Consider the following 19,258-nt stretch of genomic DNA (forward strand, 5'->3'; position numbering starts at 1 on the left):
AAATATGAAGACGTTGAAACACTGGAGTTTGCACCAACAGCTGGAGCATCACGTTGAATTGACCGTTGATGGTCAGCACACTTTGTGTCTGTACGTGCTGGAAGAGAATTTATTCCGCGTCCTGCTGAAGCGCCAGGGCCAACTGGCGCTGGATCGCACCTGGAGTATCGCCCCGCAGCAGGATGTACCGTGGGAAGGCCGCGCGCGGGATGACCTCAGCGGTTTTAGCCTCCCGGCCTGGCAGATGACCAAAGAAGATGACGCGCTGACCATCGCCACCAGCCAGCTGCGCGTCACCGTCCACCAGCCGCTTTGGCTGGAGTGGAGCTATCGCGACGACGCCGGCGAGTGGCAGACGCTCGCCAATGACCGCCCAACCAGCGCCTATCTGGCAAATGCCCACGGGGATGGCGTCGCCCATTATCTCAGCCGTCGTAAAGATGAGCGTTTCTATGGTCTGGGTGAAAAGGCCGGCGACCTGCAGCGTAACGGTAAGCGCTACGAAATGCGTAACCTCGATGCCATGGGCTACAACGCCGTCAGCACAGACCCGCTGTATAAACATATTCCGTTTACCATCACGCAGCGCAGCGATATCAGCTACGGCCTGTTCTATGACAACCTGAGCAGCTGCTGGCTGGATCTGGGTAACGAAATCGACAACTACCACACCGCCTATCGCCGCTGGCAGGCGGAAGCCGGCGACATCGATTATTACTTGTTTACCGGTAAGCAAGTGCTGGATGTGACCAAGGCGTTCGTCCGTCTGACCGGTAAAACCCTCTTTGGGCCAAAATGGAGCCTCGGCTACAGCGGCTCGACGATGCACTATACTGACGCGCCGGATGCGCAAAATCAGCTGATGAATTTTATCCGCCTGTGCGAGCAGCATGCGATCCCCTGTGATTCGTTCCAGCTCTCTTCCGGCTATACCTCAATCAACGGCAAGCGCTACGTCTTTAACTGGAACTACGACAAGGTGCCGCAGCCAAAAGTGATGAGCCAGTCGTTCCACGATGCCGGGCTGAAACTGGCTGCCAATATCAAACCGTGCCTGCTGCAGGATCACCCGCGCTATGGCGAAGTGGCGGAACGCGGCCTGTTTATTCGCGATTCGCAAACCGATGCGCCGGAGCGCTCCAGCTTCTGGGACGATGAAGGTTCGCATCTCGACTTCACCAACCCGCACACCGTGGCCTGGTGGCAGGAAGGCGTAACCACCCAGCTACTGGAGATGGGTATCGATTCGACCTGGAACGATAACAACGAATATGAGGTATGGGACGGCGAAGCCCGCTGCTACGGCTTTGGCCGCGAAATCGCCATTAAGCATATTCGTCCGGTGATGCCGCTATTGATGATGCGCGCCTCGCTGGAAGCGCAGCAGCGCTTTGCGCCGCAAAAGCGCCCGTATCTGATCTCCCGCTCCGGCTGCGCCGGGATGCAGCGCTACGTACAGACCTGGAGCGGCGACAACCGCACCAACTGGGATACGCTGCGCTATAACACCCGAATGGGATTAGGGATGAGTCTCTCCGGGTTGTTTAACGTCGGCCATGACGTCGGCGGTTTCTCCGGCGATAAACCCGAGCCAGAACTGTTCGTTCGCTGGGTGCAAAACGGCGTGATGCATCCGCGCTTTACCATTCACTCGTGGAATGACGACCAGACGGTCAATGAACCCTGGATGTATCCGGAAATCACCCCGGCGATCCGCTCAGCCATCGAGCTGCGCTACCGTCTACTGCCCTATTTGTACACCCTGTTATGGCAGGCGCATGCCGATGACGAACCCATGCTGCGCCCGACCTTCCTCGATCACCAGCACGATACCCAGACCTTCGCCGAGTGTGATGACTTCATGTTGGGGCGCGATCTACTGGTAGCAAGCGTGGTCGAGCCCGGCGCCCGTCAGCGCCAGCTGTGGCTGCCCGATAATCAGGACGGCTGGTACGATTTTTACAGCCACCAGTGGTTTGCCGGCGGTCAGTGGGTAACGCTGGACGCGCCGCTGGAAAAACTGCCGCTGCTGGTCCGCGCCGGCGCCGGTCTGCCGCTCAGTGAACGTATCAGCCACGTCGATGCGCAAAAAGACGATCGTCGCGAACTGCAGTTGTTCCCGCTGAAAGGTACCGGCTCAACCCGCGGTCTGTTGTTTGAAGACGACGGTGAAAGCTGGGGCTATAAAGAAGGTGATGCGCTATGGCTGGAGTGGGAAATGACCTGCAGCGCCAACAGCATAAACCTGAATATCAATGCTCGCGGCAACTATCGCCCGGCTTGGAAAGCGCTGAAGCTGTCATTACCGGCGGGAGAAAAACGGCAACTGCTGGTGAATGGCGTCGAAGGAACGGAGTGGATGCTCTGACCAAGGCCCGCTGAAACCGCCGGTATTGGTGACCTCGAAATCCCCGGTGGCGCTACCGCTTACCGGGGCTACAACACTGTGCGGTTTGGTCACCCCGTAGGTCGGGTAAGGCGTTAGCCGCCACCCGACAAAAAACGGCACCGCGGGTAGATACTGCTATCGGTTTGCAACGGTTTTGGTCCGGGAAAAACAGTTGTTTTGTATTAATTCAGAGCCTATTGCGCTCCCGAAATGTCTTCTGCGTTATGGCTCGCATGGCGCAGGAAGCGCACAGAGGGCGGCCAGTCGCCGCCGCCCTCTGTACTCCCGGGCTCTGGCCGCCAAAATCGCCACTTCGTGGTTCCTTCGACTTATCCCTTCAGGCTTCGGGTCGGGCCGAGGCAGCGTCCGTGCAAAACACGGCCCTCAGCCCGCATCCATGCGGGCTGCCCCGGCCTTCCGGGAACGTCTCAGCGATTTTGAGGCCACCAACACCGGCAGTTTCAGCCAGCGCGGTGAAGACATTAAAGGCAGGTCGCAAGGACCGTAGGTCGGGTAAGGCGTTAGCCGCCACCCGACAAAAAAACGGTACCTCGGATTACCCGGGTAAGGCGCAGCCGCTACCCGGGTAACGGAGAGGGATTACTCGATACCTTTACTGCGCAGGTAATCTTCGTAGTTGCCGCTGAAATCGATTACGCGTTCCGGAGTGATCTCCAGTACGCGAGTCGCCAGAGAACTCACGAACTCACGGTCGTGAGAAACGAAAATCAGGGTGCCCTGATACATTTCCAGCGCCATGTTCAGCGATTCGATCGATTCCATATCCAGGTGGTTAGTCGGTTCATCCATCACCAGGATATTCGGTTTCTGCATCATCAGCTTACCGAACAGCATGCGACCTTTCTCGCCACCGGAGAGGACTTTCGCCGGCTTTTTGATATCGTCCTGGCTAAACAGCAGACGACCGAGGATACTGCGTACCGCCTGCTCGTCATCGCCTTCCTGTTTCCACTGGCTCATCCAGTCAAAGACCGTCAGGTCATTCTCGAAATCTTCGGCATGATCCTGCGCGTAGTAGCCGATACGGGCGTTTTCGGACCACTTAACGGTACCGTTGTCCGCTTCCAGTTCGCCAACCAGCGTTTTCAGCATCGTTGATTTACCGACGCCGTTGGTCCCCAGTACCGCCAGCTTTTCGCCGACTTCCAGCAGCAGATTAACCCCTTTGAACAGCGGGCCGTTATCAAAACCTTTCGCCAGCGCTTCCACTTCCAGCGCGTTACGGAACAGTTTCTTATCCTGTTCGAAGCGAATGAACGGGTTCTGACGGCTGGAGGCTTTCACTTCATCCAGCTTAATTTTATCAATCTGACGAGCGCGAGAGGTCGCCTGACGCGATTTTGAAGCGTTGGCGCTAAAGCGGCTAACAAAGGCCTGCAGGTCGGCAATTTGCGCTTTCTTCTTGGCGTTATCGGCCAGCAGACGCTCACGCGCCTGGGTCGCCGCAGTCATATATTCGTCATAGTTGCCCGGATACACGCGCAGTTCGCCGTAATCGAGATCCGCCATATGGGTGCAGACCATGTTCAAGAAGTGACGGTCGTGCGAAATGATGATCATGGTGCTGTCACGTTCGTTCAGCACCTGCTCCAGCCAGCGAATAGTATCGATGTCGAGGTTGTTCGTCGGTTCATCGAGCAGCAGGATATCCGGATTGGAAAACAGCGCCTGCGCCAGCAGGACACGCAATTTCCAGCCCGGCGCGACTTCGCTCATCGGGCCGTAATGTTGCTCCACCGGAATACCGACGCCGAGCAGCAGTTCGCCGGCGCGCGCTTCGGCGGAGTAACCGTCCATCTCGCCGTATTTTACTTCCAGGTCGGCCACTTTATAGCCGTCTTCCTCGCTCATTTCCGGCAGCGCGTAGATGCGATCGCGCTCTTGCTTCACTTCCCACAGCTCGCCGTGGCCCATGATAACCGTATCCAGCACGGTGAACTCTTCGAAGGCGAACTGATCCTGGCGCAGCTTACCGATGCGCTCGTTCGGGTCGAGAGACACGTTGCCCAGCGTCGGCTCAAGATCGCCGCCGAGGATCTTCATAAACGTGGATTTGCCGCTGCCGTTGGCGCCAATCAGGCCGTAGCGGTTGCCGCCGCCAAATTTGACGGAGATGTTTTCAAACAGCGGCTTACTGCCAAACTGCATGGTGACGTTGCTGGATACTAGCACGAGGATATCCTGAAAATAGAGAATTAGGGATGTGATGAACCAGACATTATGCCAGCAAATGGTTCACTTTTCACGGACTGCGGTAAAAAGCCCGCCAATAACTATGCTATGGTCAGGGTTTTACCGCAAAATGACCGATTGCTAAGACATAATAATTATCCGCAATTCAGAGGGAATTTATGACCACCCGCACCAGCCATCCTGCATTTATCTCGCTTCAAGGCGGCATCAACTTTCGCGACCTCGGCGGTCAACGCGCGGCCGATGGCCGGCGCGTACGTTCTGGCAAACTGCTGCGCTCGGGTTCGCTGCACAACATGACGCCGGAGGATCTCAATCATCTCAGCGCTATTCCGCTGAGCCGGGTGCTGGATTATCGCGATCCGACAGAGGTCAATCGCAGCCCTGACCGGCTAAATAGCGAAGCCTTCTACCTCAACGCTCCGGCCAATCCGCTTTCCAGCAGCGTCAATGCGAAAGTCACCGAGTTTAACGCCGCGACCCTCAACACCATGGACGGCGAGCAGTTTATGCTACAGCTCTACCGTCAGTTGCCGTTTGATAACGCCGCCTATCGCCAGTTGACTCAGTGGTTGATGGAACCTTTCGACGGCGCGCTACTGCAGCACTGCGCGGTTGGTAAAGACCGTACCGGCGTCGGCTGCGCCCTGACGCTGTTCGCGCTCGGCTGCGATAGCAATACGGTCATGGAAGAGTATCTGCTGACCCAGGGGATGCTGGCGCAGGTCGAAGGATTCCTGCTCGACACCTTCGGCGAAGGCCTTAATGATAACGGACGTAAAAATCTCGCCGCCATCATGACCGTCCAGGAGTCGTATCTGGCGACCGCGTTGTCCAGCATTGAACAACGTTACGGTCATGTCGACCGCTGGCTGGAGCAGGAATATCGCCTGACGCCGCAGGCGCGCGAAGCGTTACAGTCGCGGCTGCTGGAAGATTAATCCGCGTTTCGATAACCAGACAATTCGCCGTGAAAGCGGCGCGTAGCGCACTACACTAGTAGCAACAGGAAAAAATTGTGATTTCGTACACATCTGATTTACCTGTTTATCGGAAAGCACATATAATGCGCTCCCATCTACTATCTGAATATCTAACAAGGCCCGTGTGGCGTTGACACCGCGCACGACATGAAGAATATGAAATTATCGACACTCTTAGCGGCAGCCTTCGCCATCGTGGGCTTTTGCAACACAGCTTCAGCTGTTACCTATCCTCTGCCGACCGACGGCAGCCGTCTGATTGGCCAGAACCAGGTCATTACTATTCCAGACGATAATAAACAGCCGTTGGAATATTTCGCTGCCAAATACCAGATGGGTCTGTCCAACATGCTGGAAGCGAACCCGGGCGTGGATACCTACCTGCCGAAAGGCGGCACCGTGCTGAATATTCCGCAACAGCTGATTCTGCCGGACACCGTGCATGAAGGTATCGTCATCAACAGCGCCGAGATGCGTCTGTACTACTACCCGAAAGGCACCAATACCGTGATCGTACTGCCGATCGGTATCGGCCAGTTGGGCAAAGATACGCCGATCAACTGGACGACCAAAGTTGAACGTAAGAAAGCGGGCCCGACCTGGACCCCGACGGCGAAAATGCACGCCGAATACGCCGCGGAAGGCAACCCGCTGCCGGCAGTCGTGCCAGCAGGCCCGGATAACCCGATGGGCCTGTACGCGCTGTATATCGGTCGTCTGTACGCTATCCACGGTACCAACGCCAACTTTGGTATCGGCCTGCGCGTGAGCCACGGCTGCGTGCGTCTGCGTAACGAAGACATCAAATTCCTGTTTGAGAACGTGCCGGTCGGCACCCGCGTGCAGTTTATCGATGAGCCAGTGAAAGCCACGACCGAACCGGATGGCAGCCGCTACGTCGAAGTACACAACCCGCTGTCGACCACCGAAGCGCAGTTCAAAGGCGGCGAAATCGTGCCTATCAGCCTGACTCAGGCCGTGCAGTCGGTGACCAGCCAGCCTGACGTTGACCAGAGCGTAATGGATCAGGCGATCCAGAACCGTTCAGGGATGCCGGTGCGCCTGAACTAATTTCAGCTAGCACATGAAAACGGCGGGCCAGGTGCCCGCCGTTTTTTTATCTGCTCAACCGTAACCTTGCTAAGTGCAGCGCCAGCAGGGCAAATCTTCCCGCTAGCCGTTATTGACCAGAATGACCCCGCCATGATCGTAGCGGTAGTGGCAGTGCGCGTACTCCAGCGGCGTACCATCTTCCAGATAAATCACCTGCTCAACCTCCAGCACCGGATCGGTCGGCTCGCAGTTAAGATGTAATTTATCCAGATCATCCGGCTTCTTCGCCCGCACCACCCGATAAGACCCCATCAGCTTCAGCCCCAGCGTCTCCTGCACGTAACGAAACACCGAACTCTGCAGATGGCTTTTATTGAGCCCCGGCACCAGCGCCACCGGCATTACCGTAAGATCCAGCGAGACCGGCTCGCCGTTAAGCAACCGCAGGCGGACGAAGTCATACACCGGCGCATCGGCGTCGATCAGCAGCGAACTTTGCTCCTTCTCGCTGGGAAAACGCAGCTCAAAGCGCAGCACTTCGCTTTGCACCTCGCCAAGATGCTCCCAGGTTTTAGTGGCGCCAAAATAGTCGCTGCCGGGCAGTTCCCACTGCGATAGCTGGAGGAAATTTTTCCGTACAAAGGTACCCTGACCTTTGCGGGTGTAGATAAGACCCTCGACAATCAGCTGACGCATTGCCTGCTGGATGGTCATCCGGCTGGTATTGAACTCTGCCGCCAGCGCAAACTGGTCGGGTAACGGCGCGCTGGCAGGATACTGCTGGCTAATGATCCGCTTTTTTATTTCCCGCGCGATATTAAGATACTTCGCCGTCATTCTCCGATCCTTTAACATTTTGTGAATGGCTGGCGGGCGGCATACACCGCCCGCTCGCCGTTACATCTCTTCGCCATTACTGTGGATAACCCGCTTCAGCCACGCATAGCTTTTCTTAGGTACCCGCTTGAGATCCTTAAGATCGTGGTTTTCACGATTGACGTACACCACGCCGTAGCGTTTACGCATGTCGCCCTGCGAGCTAAGAATATCGATTAATCCCCAGCCGAGATAGCCTATTACCTGCGCCCCGTCTTCAAACATTGCCGCTTTCATGGCGTTAATATGATCACGGTGATAGGCAATACGATAATCATCGGCGACCGGGTTTTCGCCGTCCCAGGATTCGATTACCCCGATACCGTTTTCAATCGGGAAGACCGGTAGCCGCCAGTCATTGTAATAGCGGGTAATGATCATGCGGAATCCCAGCGGATCGATCTGCCAGTTCCATTCCGTCGCTTTCAGGTACGGATTGTCCTGGTTGCCGAATAACATGTAGTTGTTCACCGCCGTACCCGGCGGAATCGCGTCGCTATTGAGCGCGCGGCTGGCGTAGTAGCTGAATGCCAGATAGTCGACCTTCACCGTCGCCATCAGCGCGATATCTTCAGGGCGATAGATATCGTCAAAGCCTTCACGGGCGACAAAATGCATCACTTCCGGGCTATAACCCTCGCCCGCGTAGGCGCGCAGCAGGTTCTGGTTTAAAAACTCGTCCAGTTGCTGGGCGCACAGAATATCGCGCGGCTTACAGGTCGCCGGATAGACCAGCGCATGGGCCAGCATTCCGCCCATCAGACACTGCGGTTTGGCCTGATGGAGATAGTCGGTGAGATGGACGTGGGCCATCATCACGTGGTGCTGGATCTGGTAAAGCTCGCGCAGCGTTTTATCGCCACGCAGATAGCCGGTGATCAGAAAAGCCTCCGGCGAATGGTAAAGATTCTGTTCGTTGAAGGTCAGCCAGTACTTCACCTTATCGCCGTAGCAGTCGATCATCTTCTGACCGTAGCGGATAAAGGCGTCCATTACCCGGCGGTCGGTAAAACCGTTGTAGCGCTCCGCCAGCGACAAGGGCATATCGAAGTGATAGAGGCAGATCATTGGTTCAATACCGCGGGCAATGAGCTCATCAATAAACTGATGGTAGAACGCAATCCCCTCTTCATTGAACTCGCCATCACCCTGCGGGCAGACGCGGCTCCAGGCTATCTGGAAGCGATAGCAGTTCATGCCCAGATCCTGCATTAAATCGAAATCTTCGCGGAAGCGATGGTAAGAGTCGGTCGCCACCTTCCAGTCCGAGGCGAACTCCGACGGTTCACGGATATCGTACACCGACATCCCTTTCCCCCCTTCATTCCACGCTCCTTCGGTCTGCATGCTGGAGACCGAATTGCCCCATAAAAAATCGGCCGGTAGTTTGTCTTTCATGGTTCGCCTCTGTATATGACTAGTCATTTAAAAGTTATGACTAGTCATATACAGAAAAACCACCGCCGAAGCAAAAGCAGGATCGTTTTCTGTGAGCCATACAAACAAAAAAGATCGCCGCAAGCGGCGATCTTTATAAGCACGGAAAAAACGGCGTTACTGCGCGTCAAGCTGCTTACGGCGATATTCCCCCTGGCGCTCCAGCATCCAACCCGGATACTCGCGCGGCAGCGCGCTGACCGCGTCAAGCTGGCGTAACTCATCTTCACTCAGGCGAATAGCGGTGGCCGCAATATTATCCTGCAACTGTTCGGCCCGTTTGGCGCCAATAATAACGCTGGTAACCGCCGGCTGATGCAGCAGCCACGCCAGCGCAATCTGCGCCACCGACACCCCTTTCGCTTCGGCTATCACCTGCATGACATCAATGCAGTCAAAGGCGCGATCTTTATTCACCGGCGGGAAGTCAAACTCCAGGCGACGACCGCCCGCTTCCGCCTGCCCATCGCGGCGATATTTACCGCTCAGCAGACCGCCCGCCAGCGGGCTCCAGACCATCAGGCCGAGACCTTCGCTTTGCATCATCGGCACCAGTTCGCGCTCCAGGTCACGCCCGGCAATCGTGTAGTAAGCCTGCAGAGAAGCAAAGCGCGAGAGCCCAAGGCGTTCCGCGATGCCCAGCGCTTTGGCGATTTGCCAGGCCGCCCAGTTAGAAACGCCGATGTAGCGCACGTGCCCCTGCTGCACCAGCGTATCCAGCGCCGACAGCGTCTCTTCGATAGGCGTCGCCGGATCGAAGCCGTGCAATTGGTAGAGATCGATATGATCGAGCTGCAGGCGGCGCAGGCTCTCTTTCACGCTGCCCATGATGTGATAGCGGGAGCTGCCGCGCGAGTTCACCCCGGCGGTGCCGGTTTCGCCGAACACTTTGGTCGCCACCACCACGTTTTCACGCGATATCTTCAGGTTCTTTAACGCCTGGCCGGTGATCTCCTCCGAGCGTCCTTCTGAATAGACGTTGGCGGTATCGATGAAGTTGATGCCCGCATCCAGCGCGCTCCCCACCAGCTGTTCGGCTTCCGCCTGGCGCAACTGGCCGATTTTTCCCCACATCCCCTCTTCGCCGCCGAAGGTCATGGTGCCAAGGCACAGCTCAGAGACAAACAGGCCGGTATTTCCCAGTTTTTGATAACGCATAGCAGTGTCCTCATTCGGATGATTAACGTCAGCCAGATAGTTATAGCCCGAGCGTCGTCATCGCGAATGGGGTGTTCCTGCCCGTTTCTTGCCCAATCCTCTGAAAATCAGCGCCACAGCGCGAGCAAGGCGTAACCGGTGAGCGCCGCCCAGATCAGCAGCGGAATGGAATAAAGATGAAAGCGCCACCAGATCCGGCGGTCGCCGGCCATCCGCAGCGCAATCAGATTCGCCAGCGATCCGGGCAGCAGGCCAAAGCCGCCGACGTTCACCGCCCAGGCTAATAACATCGTTGGCGGCACGTAGTTGAGCAGCAAAATAGTCGACGGCACGTTGCTGATAAACTGCGACAGTCCGATTGCCGTCAGCCACAGCCCGCCGGGAGAGAGCTGGCCGACGCCGTTCAGCCACTGCTGCAGCACCGGCAGCTGCGTCAGCAGGTGAACGTCGATAAACATCGCCATAAACACCAGCAACAGCGACCAATCGACGTTGATAATCACCGCTCGCGCCAGCAACAGGAATCCGACGGCAATGAGCGCCAGCCCCCACAGCTCCTGTTTCATCTCCAGCGCCGCCAGAAAGACAAGGTAGAAAGCAAGACAGCTCCACACCAGCTTCGGCCGCCACTCCGGCGCTTTGTCGCTACTTTGATAATTGAGCCGCGCGGCGGGGAAACAGCACCAGCATAGCACCAGCAGGGTAAGCATCATCGCCGCCGCCAGCGGCAGCATCTGGCCGATAAAAGCGAGGAAAGACAGCCCGGAGCGCCCCCACAGTAAGATATTCTGCGGATTGCCGATGGGTGTTAATAAAGAGCCGGCGTTAACCGCCAGCGCTTCAAAAATTATCAGCCGGTTGACCGGGATGGCGCACCATTTTTTTAGCGTCAAGGTGAGCGGAACGACAATGAACAGGGCGACGTCGTTGGTCAGAAAGGTGGAAAGTAGCGCGGCAGCCAGCACCATAAAGATGGCCAGCTGGCGTTCGGTGACGAAACGGCGCGCCATTTTGCGCCCCAGCACATCAAAATAACCGCTCAGTTCAATCCCTTTGGTCAGCAGCATTAGTCCGCTGAGAGTAATAATAGTGTGCCAGTCGATAGCCTGTCCCCAGCGCTGAGGCGCGAAAGGAACGAACAGGCTAAGGATAACGGCGATAAGTAACAAAAGATGCAGGAAACGGTCACGGGCAAGCGACTGCACAAAAGGGAGATTCATTCTGCGTGTAATCTCTGGGTAAACAGCTTGAATTGCGCCAGCGTTTCTTCGCTAACGTGGTGTTCCATTCCTTCCGCATCGCGGCGGGCAATCTCCGGACTCACGCCAATCGCCAGCAGAAAGTTTTCCACAATCTGATGACGCTCGCGGCTTTCATGGGCCAGCTTCTCCCCCTCCGGGGTTAAGAAGATCCCGCGCCAGGGGATCTGTTCGATCAAGCCGACGCTCGCCAGACGTTTAAGCATTTTCGCCACCGTCGGCTGCGAAACGCCAAGACGCGCAGCCATATCCACCTGGCGCGCCTCGCCCACTTCGTTAATCAGATCGGAAATCAGCTCCACATAGTCATCAATCAGCTCGCGGCGATGCGCTTCGCGCACCTGACGGAACCCCTCTACGTGTTCTTCGACATTAACCAGCTGCGTCACTTTTTTAGTTATGGGCTTACCTGCGCGACGGTTCATTGTGCTTCCTCGTTGGTGTGACGCATCAAGCATCATATAAAAGGATCCACATTGTAATGGATTGCGCCCATAGCACAAAAAATTAACGTTTTAGCCATAGCTATAAAATATAGCCTGTGCTATATCTGTATGTAATGCAAACAGCCATCACGGATTTGACGGCGCGAAAAGGCAGGAGGAATAACCATGAACGAATTCAAGAGGTGCTTAAACGTGTTTAGCCATTCACCCTTCAAAGTACGCTTAATGCTGATCGGCATGCTGTGCGATATGATCAACGGCAAACCGCAGCAGGACAAACCTAAACATTAACGCGGCGTCGCGGTACGCCGCTTCATTTTTTTGTCATCTTTCCCCGCTAACCTATCTGGTTACCTCGCCTTTCAGCGCTTTTTTCAAGTTTTGTAAGCTTTCTCGCAAAACAATCTGTTATGAACAGTTGACCTTACCATTCGCAGGCCCTATCGTTTGTCAGCCCTGCCACTACTGCGGCTCGCAGAGACCCTCTTCACGCACTGTCCAGCAGGTTTTACCCCCTTGATGCCAGGGGACGAACATGGCGTCTTGTTGATTACGAATTATGAATGTCACTCTGAAAGAAACGCTGGCCGCCCGCAGACTGGCCCTGAACCCGTGGACAGGATTCTACTTTTTACAGTCGCTGTTGATTAATCTGGCGCTTGGGTATGAATTTAGCTTGCTCTATACCGTTGCGTTTACCTGCGTACTCCATCTGCTTTGGCGCACCTTCCCGCGCGTTCAAAAAGGGGTAGTTGGCCTCTTTTCCCTGCTGGCCGCGATGTACTATCCCTTCGGCCAGGCTTACGGCGCGCCAAACTTCAATACGCTGCTGGCGCTGCACGCCACGAATGTTGAAGAGTCGACGGAAATTCTCACTATTTTCCCGTGGTACAACTATTTGCTGGCGGTATTCATCTTCGCTCTCGGCGTCATTGCCGTACGGCGCAAACCGCAGCCGCCCGCGCGCCTTGGCAAAGTGGAATATCTGGGACTGCTGTTTAGCATCGGCATCTTTTTCCTGCAGCCTGTGCAGAATCTGGCCTGGGGCGGCGTCTTTAAAGTCATTGATAGCGGTTATCCCGCCGTGCGCTTCGTAAAAGACGTGATCGTTAATAACAACGAAGTGCTGGATGAACAGGCGCGGATGGCGCAGTTGGCTAACATGAAAGATAGCTGGCACGTGCTGGCGGTGAAGCCGAAGTACCATCTCTATGTCGTGGTGATTGGCGAGAGCGCGCGCCGCGATGCGCTTGGCGCGTTCGGTGGCCACTGGGACAACACGCCGTTCGCCAGCTCGGTCAACGGCTATCTGTTTAAAAACTACGTGGCCGCCAGCGGCTCCACGCAGAAATCGCTTGGCCTGACCCTCAACCGGGTGGTTGACGGTAAACCCCAGTATCAGGACAACTTCGTCACCCTCGCCAACCGCGCGGGCTTCCAGACCTGGTGGTTCTCCAATCAGGGACAAATTGGTGAATACGACACCGCTATCGCTAGCATCGCCAAACGTGCCGATGAGGTGCAGTTCCTGAAAAACGGTGATTTTGAAGCCAATAAAAATACTCAGGATGAGCAACTGCTGAAACTGACCGAGCAAGTCTTATCAGTCGAGCGCAGCCAGCCGCAGCTGATCGTATTGCATATCATGGGCTCGCACCCGCAGGCCTGCGATCGTACCAAAGGCAAATACACCACCTTTGTGCAGTCAAAGGAGACCTCATGCTATCTCTACAGCGTGACGCAAACCGACGCGCTGTTGGCGAAGCTCTACGGTCAGCTGCAGAATTCCGGCAGCACTTTCTCGCTCACCTATTTTTCCGATCACGGTCTGGCGTTTAAAGAGCGCGGTAAAGCGGTGCAATATCTCGCCCATGATGACAAATATCAACAGAACTTCCAGGTGCCGTTTATGGTGCTCTCCAGCGACGATAAAGCGCATAAGATGATTAAAGCCCGCCGCTCGGCGAATGATTTTCTCAGCTTCTTCGCGCAGTGGACCGGGATCAGCGCGCAGGAAATTACCCCGCTCTATCGCTTTATCTCAGAACAGAAAGCCGGACCGGTGTATATCACCAATTTCCAGTTACAGAAGGTGGACTACAACCATCTGGGCAGCGACGAGTTTACCGTCAACTAAACGGCATCGCCGAATCACAGGCAAAAAAAATCCGCCCCTTGAGGCGGATTTTTTATATCACCGAAGTGATTAGAAGCGGTAACCTACACCGGCAATCCAGGTGCCGACGTCAACGTTACGAATACGAGACTGCTCGTAGGAGAAGTCCAGGGCAACGTTTTCGATCGGGTTGAACTGCATACCAGCGCCGTAAGAGAAACCGTAGTCGCTCATGTCGGATTTCTGGTTCGGGAAGTTGTTGTTCTGGAATTTACCGTAGCCAACACCGATTACGCCGTAGATGCTCGCCCAGTCGTTCAGACGGTAAGCCGGACCAGCGGTGATGCCGTAGTACTGACCTTTGTTGTAAGTACCGTTGCTGGTGTTGTCTTTTTCGGTGTAGGTGAAGGAACCGATAACGCCCAGCGGGTTGTTATCTTGCTCGTAACGGTACTTAAGGTTGAAACCGCCTGCTTTGTTGGCTTTACCCTGCATGTCGCTCTGAGCGTAACCACCGGTAACGGTAGAAGTTGCAGCGAAAGCAGTAGTACCTACGGATGCAGCCAGAACAACGGCCAGTGCTGAAAGACGTGCAATTTTATTCATAACCACCTCAAATGTGTTTCTAATAAGTCCTAAGTCTTAAATATATCAAAAACTTTTGGGAAACTCTTTTGACTTTACATTGTCTAACATACTTTTTCATGTAAGCAAAAGTTTCCACGATTTCGTAACAATCTGGAAATCAAACACTTTTCGCGCAAAAAGTGCTTAACGATTGCCAGCAGCAAACGCTGCGCATCCAGATTATTCTTAGCCGTGAGGGCATTCCCCTACGTATTTTACGCCATTGTACTGTTTTTCCACCCTCTTTTTTCAACAATCGCTAAACCGTTAAGCGGTTATTCCAGTACACTGGAACCTTTACCTCTTTTGACAAACCCTGACAGGAGAAAGGATGCCCGGCTCGTCCCGTAAAGTTCCGGCGTGGTTGCCGATACTGGTTATTTTGATCGCCATGGTCTCGATTCAGAGCGGCGCTTCGCTGGCGAAATCGCTCTTCCCGTTGATTGGCGCACCGGGCGTCACCGCTTTGCGCCTGACGCTCGGCACTTTAATTTTAGTCGTTATTTTTAAGCCGTGGCGACTACGTTTTGCCCCGCAGCAGCGGCTGCCGCTGTTCTTTTACGGCGTGGCGCTAGGGGCGATGAACTATCTCTTCTATTTATCGCTGCAGCGGATCCCGCTCGGCGTCGCGGTCGCGCTGGAGTTCACCGGGCCGCTGGCGGTGGCGCTCTTCGGTTCACGCCGCCCGCTTGATTTCGTCTGGGTGGCGCTGGCGGTGCTCGGGCTGTGGTTCCTGCTGCCGCTTGGGCAAAACGTAGGGGAAGTGGATTTAGTCGGCGCGCTGTTCGCGCTCGGCGCCGGCGCATTCTGGGCGGTCTATATTCTTACCGGCCAGCGCGCGGGTGAAGAACACGGCCCGGCGACGGTGGCCATGGGCTCGCTCATCGCGGCGGTGATTTTTGTGCCCATCGGTATCGTCCAGGCCAGCGATACGCTGCTGCAATGGTCGCTGCTGCCGCTGGGGCTTGGCATCGCCATTCTCTCCACCGCCCTGCCCTACTCGCTGGAAATGATCGCCCTGACGCGGATGCCCACCCGCACCTTCGGCACGCTGATGAGCATGGAGCCGGCGCTGGCGGCGCTGTCGGGAATGGTGTTCCTCGGCGAGACGCTGACCCTGACGCAAACTCTGGCGTTAGGGGCGATTATCATCGCCTCAATGGGTTCGACGCTGACCATGCAGCGGCAAAGCAAAATCGAGAAAGTCGATATAAATTAAGATTTTGTTACCGCACTGGCTCGCGTTCATAGCGAGCCAGCTATTTACTTTTAATTATCTGATTTTATAAATCTTTTTAAATAGCCAACAACTCTGCGCTATCGGACTGATATGGACAGCCGATGCCTCATATCCAATATCCCTTGCTATAATTAGTCCCGAAGTCATTTGGGACAAACGCTCTACATAATTCAAATTTGAAGTATGACGAGTATCAATATCAAGAGGATATGAAACTATGAGTACCGCAAAACTGGTTAAAACTAAAGCGTCTAACCTGCTCTATACCCGTAACGATGTCGCAGACAACGAGAAGAAAGCTACCGTTGAGCTGCTGAATCGCCAGGTGATCCAGTTCATCGACCTGTCGCTGATTACCAAGCAGGCCCACTGGAATATGCGCGGTGCCAACTTTATTGCCGTTCATGAAATGCTGGATGGTTTCCGCACTGCGCTCACCGATCACCTTGATACGATGGCTGAACGTGCCGTTCAACTGGGCGGCGTCGCTCTGGGCACCACTCAGGTCATCAACAGCAAAAGCCCGCTGAAAAGCTACCCGCTGGATATTCACACCGTTCAGGAACATCTGAAAGAGCTGGCCGACCGTTATGCCATCGTGGCCAATGATGTGCGTAAAGCGATCAGCGAAGCGAAGGATGAAGACACCGCCGATATCTTTACCGCGGCTTCCCGTGACCTGGATAAATTCCTGTGGTTCATCGAAGCGAATATCGAATAAATGTCCGCAGCCGTCAGCGCCCGCTGGCGGCATTTTTCATTTCTCCCACGCTTCCCCCCGTAATCGCTTAGCTCGCCCTCTTTTGGTGCAGGCGCTTGTACACAATACGTACTAAAGTAAAACAATTGTAATAATCACCTCACACAATCGTTACAGCAAGATTGTTTTCCCATCAGGGTTTGCGTTAAAAATGCTCTGGTTATTCGCTACGTTTATATTGCACCAAAATGACGCCCTGTTACGGTGCATTTGCTTTATCGGATAACCGAAATTGTGCAAACGATATGAAAGCTCCTGTTGAAAAACAATGGCTTGTAAAACTGGCACGATTTTTTCATTAGGCTACACGTTCTCGCAGGGGCTCGTCCCGTGGATAAAAAAGGAAATACTATGAAGTCTGTATTAAAAGTGTCACTGGCTGCACTGACCCTGGCTTTTGCGGTTTCGTCTCACGCCGCAGATAAAAAACTGGTAGTCGCCACCGATACGGCGTTTGTTCCGTTTGAATTTAAGCAAGGTGATAAATACGTCGGCTTCGATATTGACCTGTGGGCCGCGGTCGCCAAAGAGCTGAAACTGGACTACACCCTGAAACCAATGGACTTCAGCGGCATCATTCCCGCGCTGCAGACCAAAAACATCGATCTGGCGCTGGCGGGGATCACCATCACCGACGAGCGTAAAAAAGCAATCGACTTCTCCGACGGCTACTACAAAAGCGGCCTGCTGGTGATGGTTAACGCGAAAAACAATGACATCAAAGACGTGAAAGATCTGAACGGCAAAGTGGTCGCCGTGAAGAGCGGCACCGGCTCCGTTGATTATGCGAAAGCCAACATCAAAACCAAAGATCTGCGCCAGTTCCCGAACATTGATAACGCCTATATGGAGCTGGGCACCGGCCGCGCTGACGCGGTACTGCACGACACGCCAAACATCCTGTACTTCATTAAAACCGCCGGTCAGGGCAAGTTCAAAGCGGTAGGCGAATCGCTGGAAGCGCAAAGCTACGGTATCGCCTTCCCGAAAGGCAGCGACGAACTGCGCGAAAAAGTGAACGGCGCGCTGAAAACGCTGCGTGAAAACGGCACCTACAACGAAATTTACAAAAAATGGTTCGGTACTGAACCAAAATAATAATTAGGCCTACTTCTCGCGGCCAATCCGCCGCGGGCTCCACGGCGCCAGGGTTTCATTCCCCGGCGCCGTATTCGCAGAGGCTTTCTCTGCTTTCGACACGGTAACAGTAACAGGAACACATTATGCAGTTTGACTGGAGTGCCATCTGGCCCGCCATTCCTATTTTGCTGGAAGGCGCCAAAATGACGCTGTGGATTTCGGTCCTCGGCCTGGTTGGCGGCCTTATCATCGGTCTGGTGGCCGGTTTCGCCCGCTGTTTCGGCGGTTGGATAGCCAACCACGTCGCGCTGGTATTTATTGAAATCATCCGCGGCACGCCAATTGTGGTGCAGGTGATGTTCATCTACTTCGCGCTACCGATGGCGTTTAGCGACTTACGCATCGACCCATTCACCGCCGCGGTGGTGACCATCATGATCAACTCCGGCGCCTATATCGCGGAAATCACCCGCGGCGCGGTGCTGTCCATTCACAAAGGTTTCCGCGAAGCGGGTCTGGCGCTGGGGCTCTCCCGTCGCGAAACTATCCGCCACGTGATCCTGCCGCTGGCGCTGCGTCGTATGCTGCCGCCGCTCGGTAACCAATGGATTATCAGTATCAAAGATACGTCGTTGTTCATCGTTATCGGCGTCGCCGAACTGACCCGTCAGGGCCAGGAAATTATTGCCGGCAACTTCCGCGCGCTGGAAATCTGGAGCGCCGTCGCCGTCATTTATCTGATCATCACCCTGGTGTTGAGCTTCATTCTGCGTCGTCTTGAAAGAAGGATGAAAATCCTGTGATTGAATTTAAAAACGTTTCCAAACACTTTGGCCCGACTAAAGTGCTGCACGATATCGATCTGAAGATCGACAAAGGTGAAGTGGTCGTGATCATCGGGCCGTCCGGATCCGGTAAATCCACGCTGCTGCGCTGCATCAACAAACTGGAAGAGATCACCAGCGGCGATCTTATCGTCGATGGCCTGAAGGTGAACGACCCGAAAGTTGACGAGCGCTTAATTCGCCAGGAAGCCGGAATGGTATTCCAGCAGTTCTATCTGTTCCCGCACCTGACGGCGCTGGAGAACGTGATGTTCGGCCCGCAGCGCGTGCGCGGCGCGTCGAAGGCGGCGGCGGAAACGCTGGCGAAAGAGCTGCTGGCGAAGGTGGGTCTCGCGGAACGCGCGCACCACTATCCATCCGAACTTTCCGGCGGTCAGCAGCAGCGCGTCGCCATTGCCCGCGCGCTGGCGGTGAAACCGAAAATGATGCTGTTTGATGAGCCGACGTCGGCGCTTGACCCGGAACTGCGCCATGAAGTGCTGAAAGTCATGCAGGACCTGGCCGAAGAAGGCATGACGATGGTCATCGTAACCCACGAAATCGGCTTTGCTGAAAAAGTGGCGTCGCGGCTGATCTTCATCGATAAAGGCCGCATCGCCGAAGACGGCGACCCGCAGGTTCTGGTTAAGAACCCGCCAAGCCCGCGTCTGCGCGAGTTTTTACAGCACGTAGCCTGATGCGCCCGGCTCTCCCCGGCAAGGGGAGAGCCGCTTTCCAGATTCATCCCAACGCTCCTCCTCGTCTGACCCCTTCTATACTTAGCAGTTTGAGATGC

At 55.1% G+C, this 19,258-nt stretch carries 17 protein-coding genes; 10 read left to right on the forward strand and 7 right to left on the reverse strand.

Translation table 11 applies throughout. The features are described from left to right. The first annotated feature begins 4 nt into the window (after positions 1-4). Positions 5-2,368: a glycoside hydrolase family 31 protein gene (locus tag ABLV78_RS17470; protein ID WP_047049098.1), complete on the forward strand. Its 2,364-nt coding sequence runs from the start codon at positions 5-7 to the stop codon at positions 2,366-2,368. A 621-nt stretch (positions 2,369-2,989) separates the two neighbouring features. Here the strand turns inward: ABLV78_RS17470 and ABLV78_RS17475 are convergent. Next, positions 2,990-4,582 (reverse strand): ABC-F family ATPase, encoded by a 1,593-nt coding sequence (locus ABLV78_RS17475; RefSeq protein ID WP_015367567.1) that lies wholly within the window; start codon positions 4,580-4,582, stop codon positions 2,990-2,992. Positions 4,583-4,761: 179 nt separating this feature from the next. On the opposite strand from ABLV78_RS17475, the gene ABLV78_RS17480 reads away from it, so the two are divergent. Then, positions 4,762-5,544: a tyrosine-protein phosphatase gene (locus tag ABLV78_RS17480; protein ID WP_047049100.1), complete on the forward strand. Its 783-nt coding sequence runs from the start codon at positions 4,762-4,764 to the stop codon at positions 5,542-5,544. Between the two features lie 198 nt (positions 5,545-5,742). Continuing rightward, on the forward strand, positions 5,743-6,657 hold the full coding sequence (gene ldtB / locus ABLV78_RS17485; RefSeq protein WP_015367569.1) for a L,D-transpeptidase LdtB: 915 nt from the start codon (positions 5,743-5,745) through the stop codon (positions 6,655-6,657). A 102-nt stretch (positions 6,658-6,759) separates the two neighbouring features. Here the strand turns inward: ldtB and ABLV78_RS17490 are convergent, their stop codons facing one another. The 5 genes from ABLV78_RS17490 to mntR all read right to left on the reverse strand — a co-directional run bounded on the left by ABLV78_RS17490 (position 6,760) and on the right by mntR (position 11,794). Beyond that, entirely contained in the window at positions 6,760-7,476 is a 717-nt protein-coding gene (locus tag ABLV78_RS17490; RefSeq protein WP_045395027.1) for a GntR family transcriptional regulator, read from the reverse strand. A gap of 60 nt (positions 7,477-7,536) precedes the next feature. After that, a complete protein-coding gene (locus ABLV78_RS17495) occupies positions 7,537-8,913 on the reverse strand; it encodes a glycoside hydrolase family 1 protein (RefSeq protein ID WP_047049103.1) in 1,377 nt (458 codons plus the stop codon). A 156-nt stretch (positions 8,914-9,069) separates the two neighbouring features. Continuing rightward, positions 9,070-10,110, reverse strand: a complete 1,041-nt coding sequence (locus ABLV78_RS17500) for an aldo/keto reductase (RefSeq protein WP_047049106.1) — start codon at positions 10,108-10,110, stop codon at positions 9,070-9,072. Between the two features lie 107 nt (positions 10,111-10,217). Continuing rightward, positions 10,218-11,330, reverse strand: a complete 1,113-nt coding sequence (locus tag ABLV78_RS17505) for an anion transporter (RefSeq protein ID WP_045395033.1) — start codon at positions 11,328-11,330, stop codon at positions 10,218-10,220. After that, the gene (mntR, locus tag ABLV78_RS17510) at positions 11,327-11,794 is read right to left on the reverse strand and encodes a manganese-binding transcriptional regulator MntR (protein WP_015367574.1); all 468 of its coding nucleotides are present in this window, start codon (positions 11,792-11,794) and stop codon (positions 11,327-11,329) included. Before mntR ends, ABLV78_RS17505 begins: the two co-directional genes overlap by 4 nt. A gap of 186 nt (positions 11,795-11,980) precedes the next feature. Here mntR and mntS point away from each other — a divergent pair, with 186 nt between their 5' ends. Together mntS and ABLV78_RS17520 are read left to right on the forward strand one after the other, a co-directional pair. Continuing rightward, positions 11,981-12,106 (forward strand): manganase accumulation protein MntS, encoded by a 126-nt coding sequence (mntS, locus tag ABLV78_RS17515; RefSeq protein WP_045395034.1) that lies wholly within the window; start codon positions 11,981-11,983, stop codon positions 12,104-12,106. A 268-nt stretch (positions 12,107-12,374) separates the two neighbouring features. After that, positions 12,375-13,952, forward strand: a complete 1,578-nt coding sequence (locus tag ABLV78_RS17520; protein ID WP_348865201.1) for a phosphoethanolamine transferase — start codon at positions 12,375-12,377, stop codon at positions 13,950-13,952. Between the two features lie 69 nt (positions 13,953-14,021). On the opposite strand, the gene ompX is transcribed toward ABLV78_RS17520, so the two are convergent. Next, positions 14,022-14,537: an outer membrane protein OmpX gene (gene ompX / locus ABLV78_RS17525; protein WP_015367577.1), complete on the reverse strand. Its 516-nt coding sequence runs from the start codon at positions 14,535-14,537 to the stop codon at positions 14,022-14,024. Positions 14,538-14,889: 352 nt separating this feature from the next. Between ompX and rhtA the strand changes: the two genes are divergently transcribed. From rhtA to glnQ, 5 genes are all read left to right on the forward strand, one after another. Beyond that, positions 14,890-15,777, forward strand: coding sequence for a threonine/homoserine exporter RhtA (gene rhtA, locus ABLV78_RS17530; RefSeq protein WP_045364611.1), 888 nt, complete (start codon positions 14,890-14,892; stop codon positions 15,775-15,777). 238 nt (positions 15,778-16,015) lie between these two features. Beyond that, positions 16,016-16,519, forward strand: a complete 504-nt coding sequence (gene dps, locus ABLV78_RS17535) for a DNA starvation/stationary phase protection protein Dps (RefSeq protein ID WP_015367579.1) — start codon at positions 16,016-16,018, stop codon at positions 16,517-16,519. Positions 16,520-16,909: 390 nt separating this feature from the next. Continuing rightward, the gene (gene glnH / locus ABLV78_RS17540; RefSeq protein WP_015367580.1) at positions 16,910-17,656 is read left to right on the forward strand and encodes a glutamine ABC transporter substrate-binding protein GlnH; all 747 of its coding nucleotides are present in this window, start codon (positions 16,910-16,912) and stop codon (positions 17,654-17,656) included. 125 nt (positions 17,657-17,781) lie between these two features. Further along, positions 17,782-18,441, forward strand: coding sequence for a glutamine ABC transporter permease GlnP (glnP, locus tag ABLV78_RS17545; protein ID WP_045364618.1), 660 nt, complete (start codon positions 17,782-17,784; stop codon positions 18,439-18,441). After that, entirely contained in the window at positions 18,438-19,160 is a 723-nt protein-coding gene (gene glnQ, locus ABLV78_RS17550; protein WP_045395036.1) for a glutamine ABC transporter ATP-binding protein GlnQ, read from the forward strand. Before glnP ends, glnQ begins: the two co-directional genes overlap by 4 nt. Positions 19,161-19,258 lie beyond the last annotated feature (98 nt).

Origin of the sequence: Klebsiella sp. CN_Kp075, from assembly GCF_040065055.2 — a bacterium.
Taxonomy (GTDB): Bacteria; Pseudomonadota; Gammaproteobacteria; order Enterobacterales; family Enterobacteriaceae; genus Klebsiella; species Klebsiella aerogenes.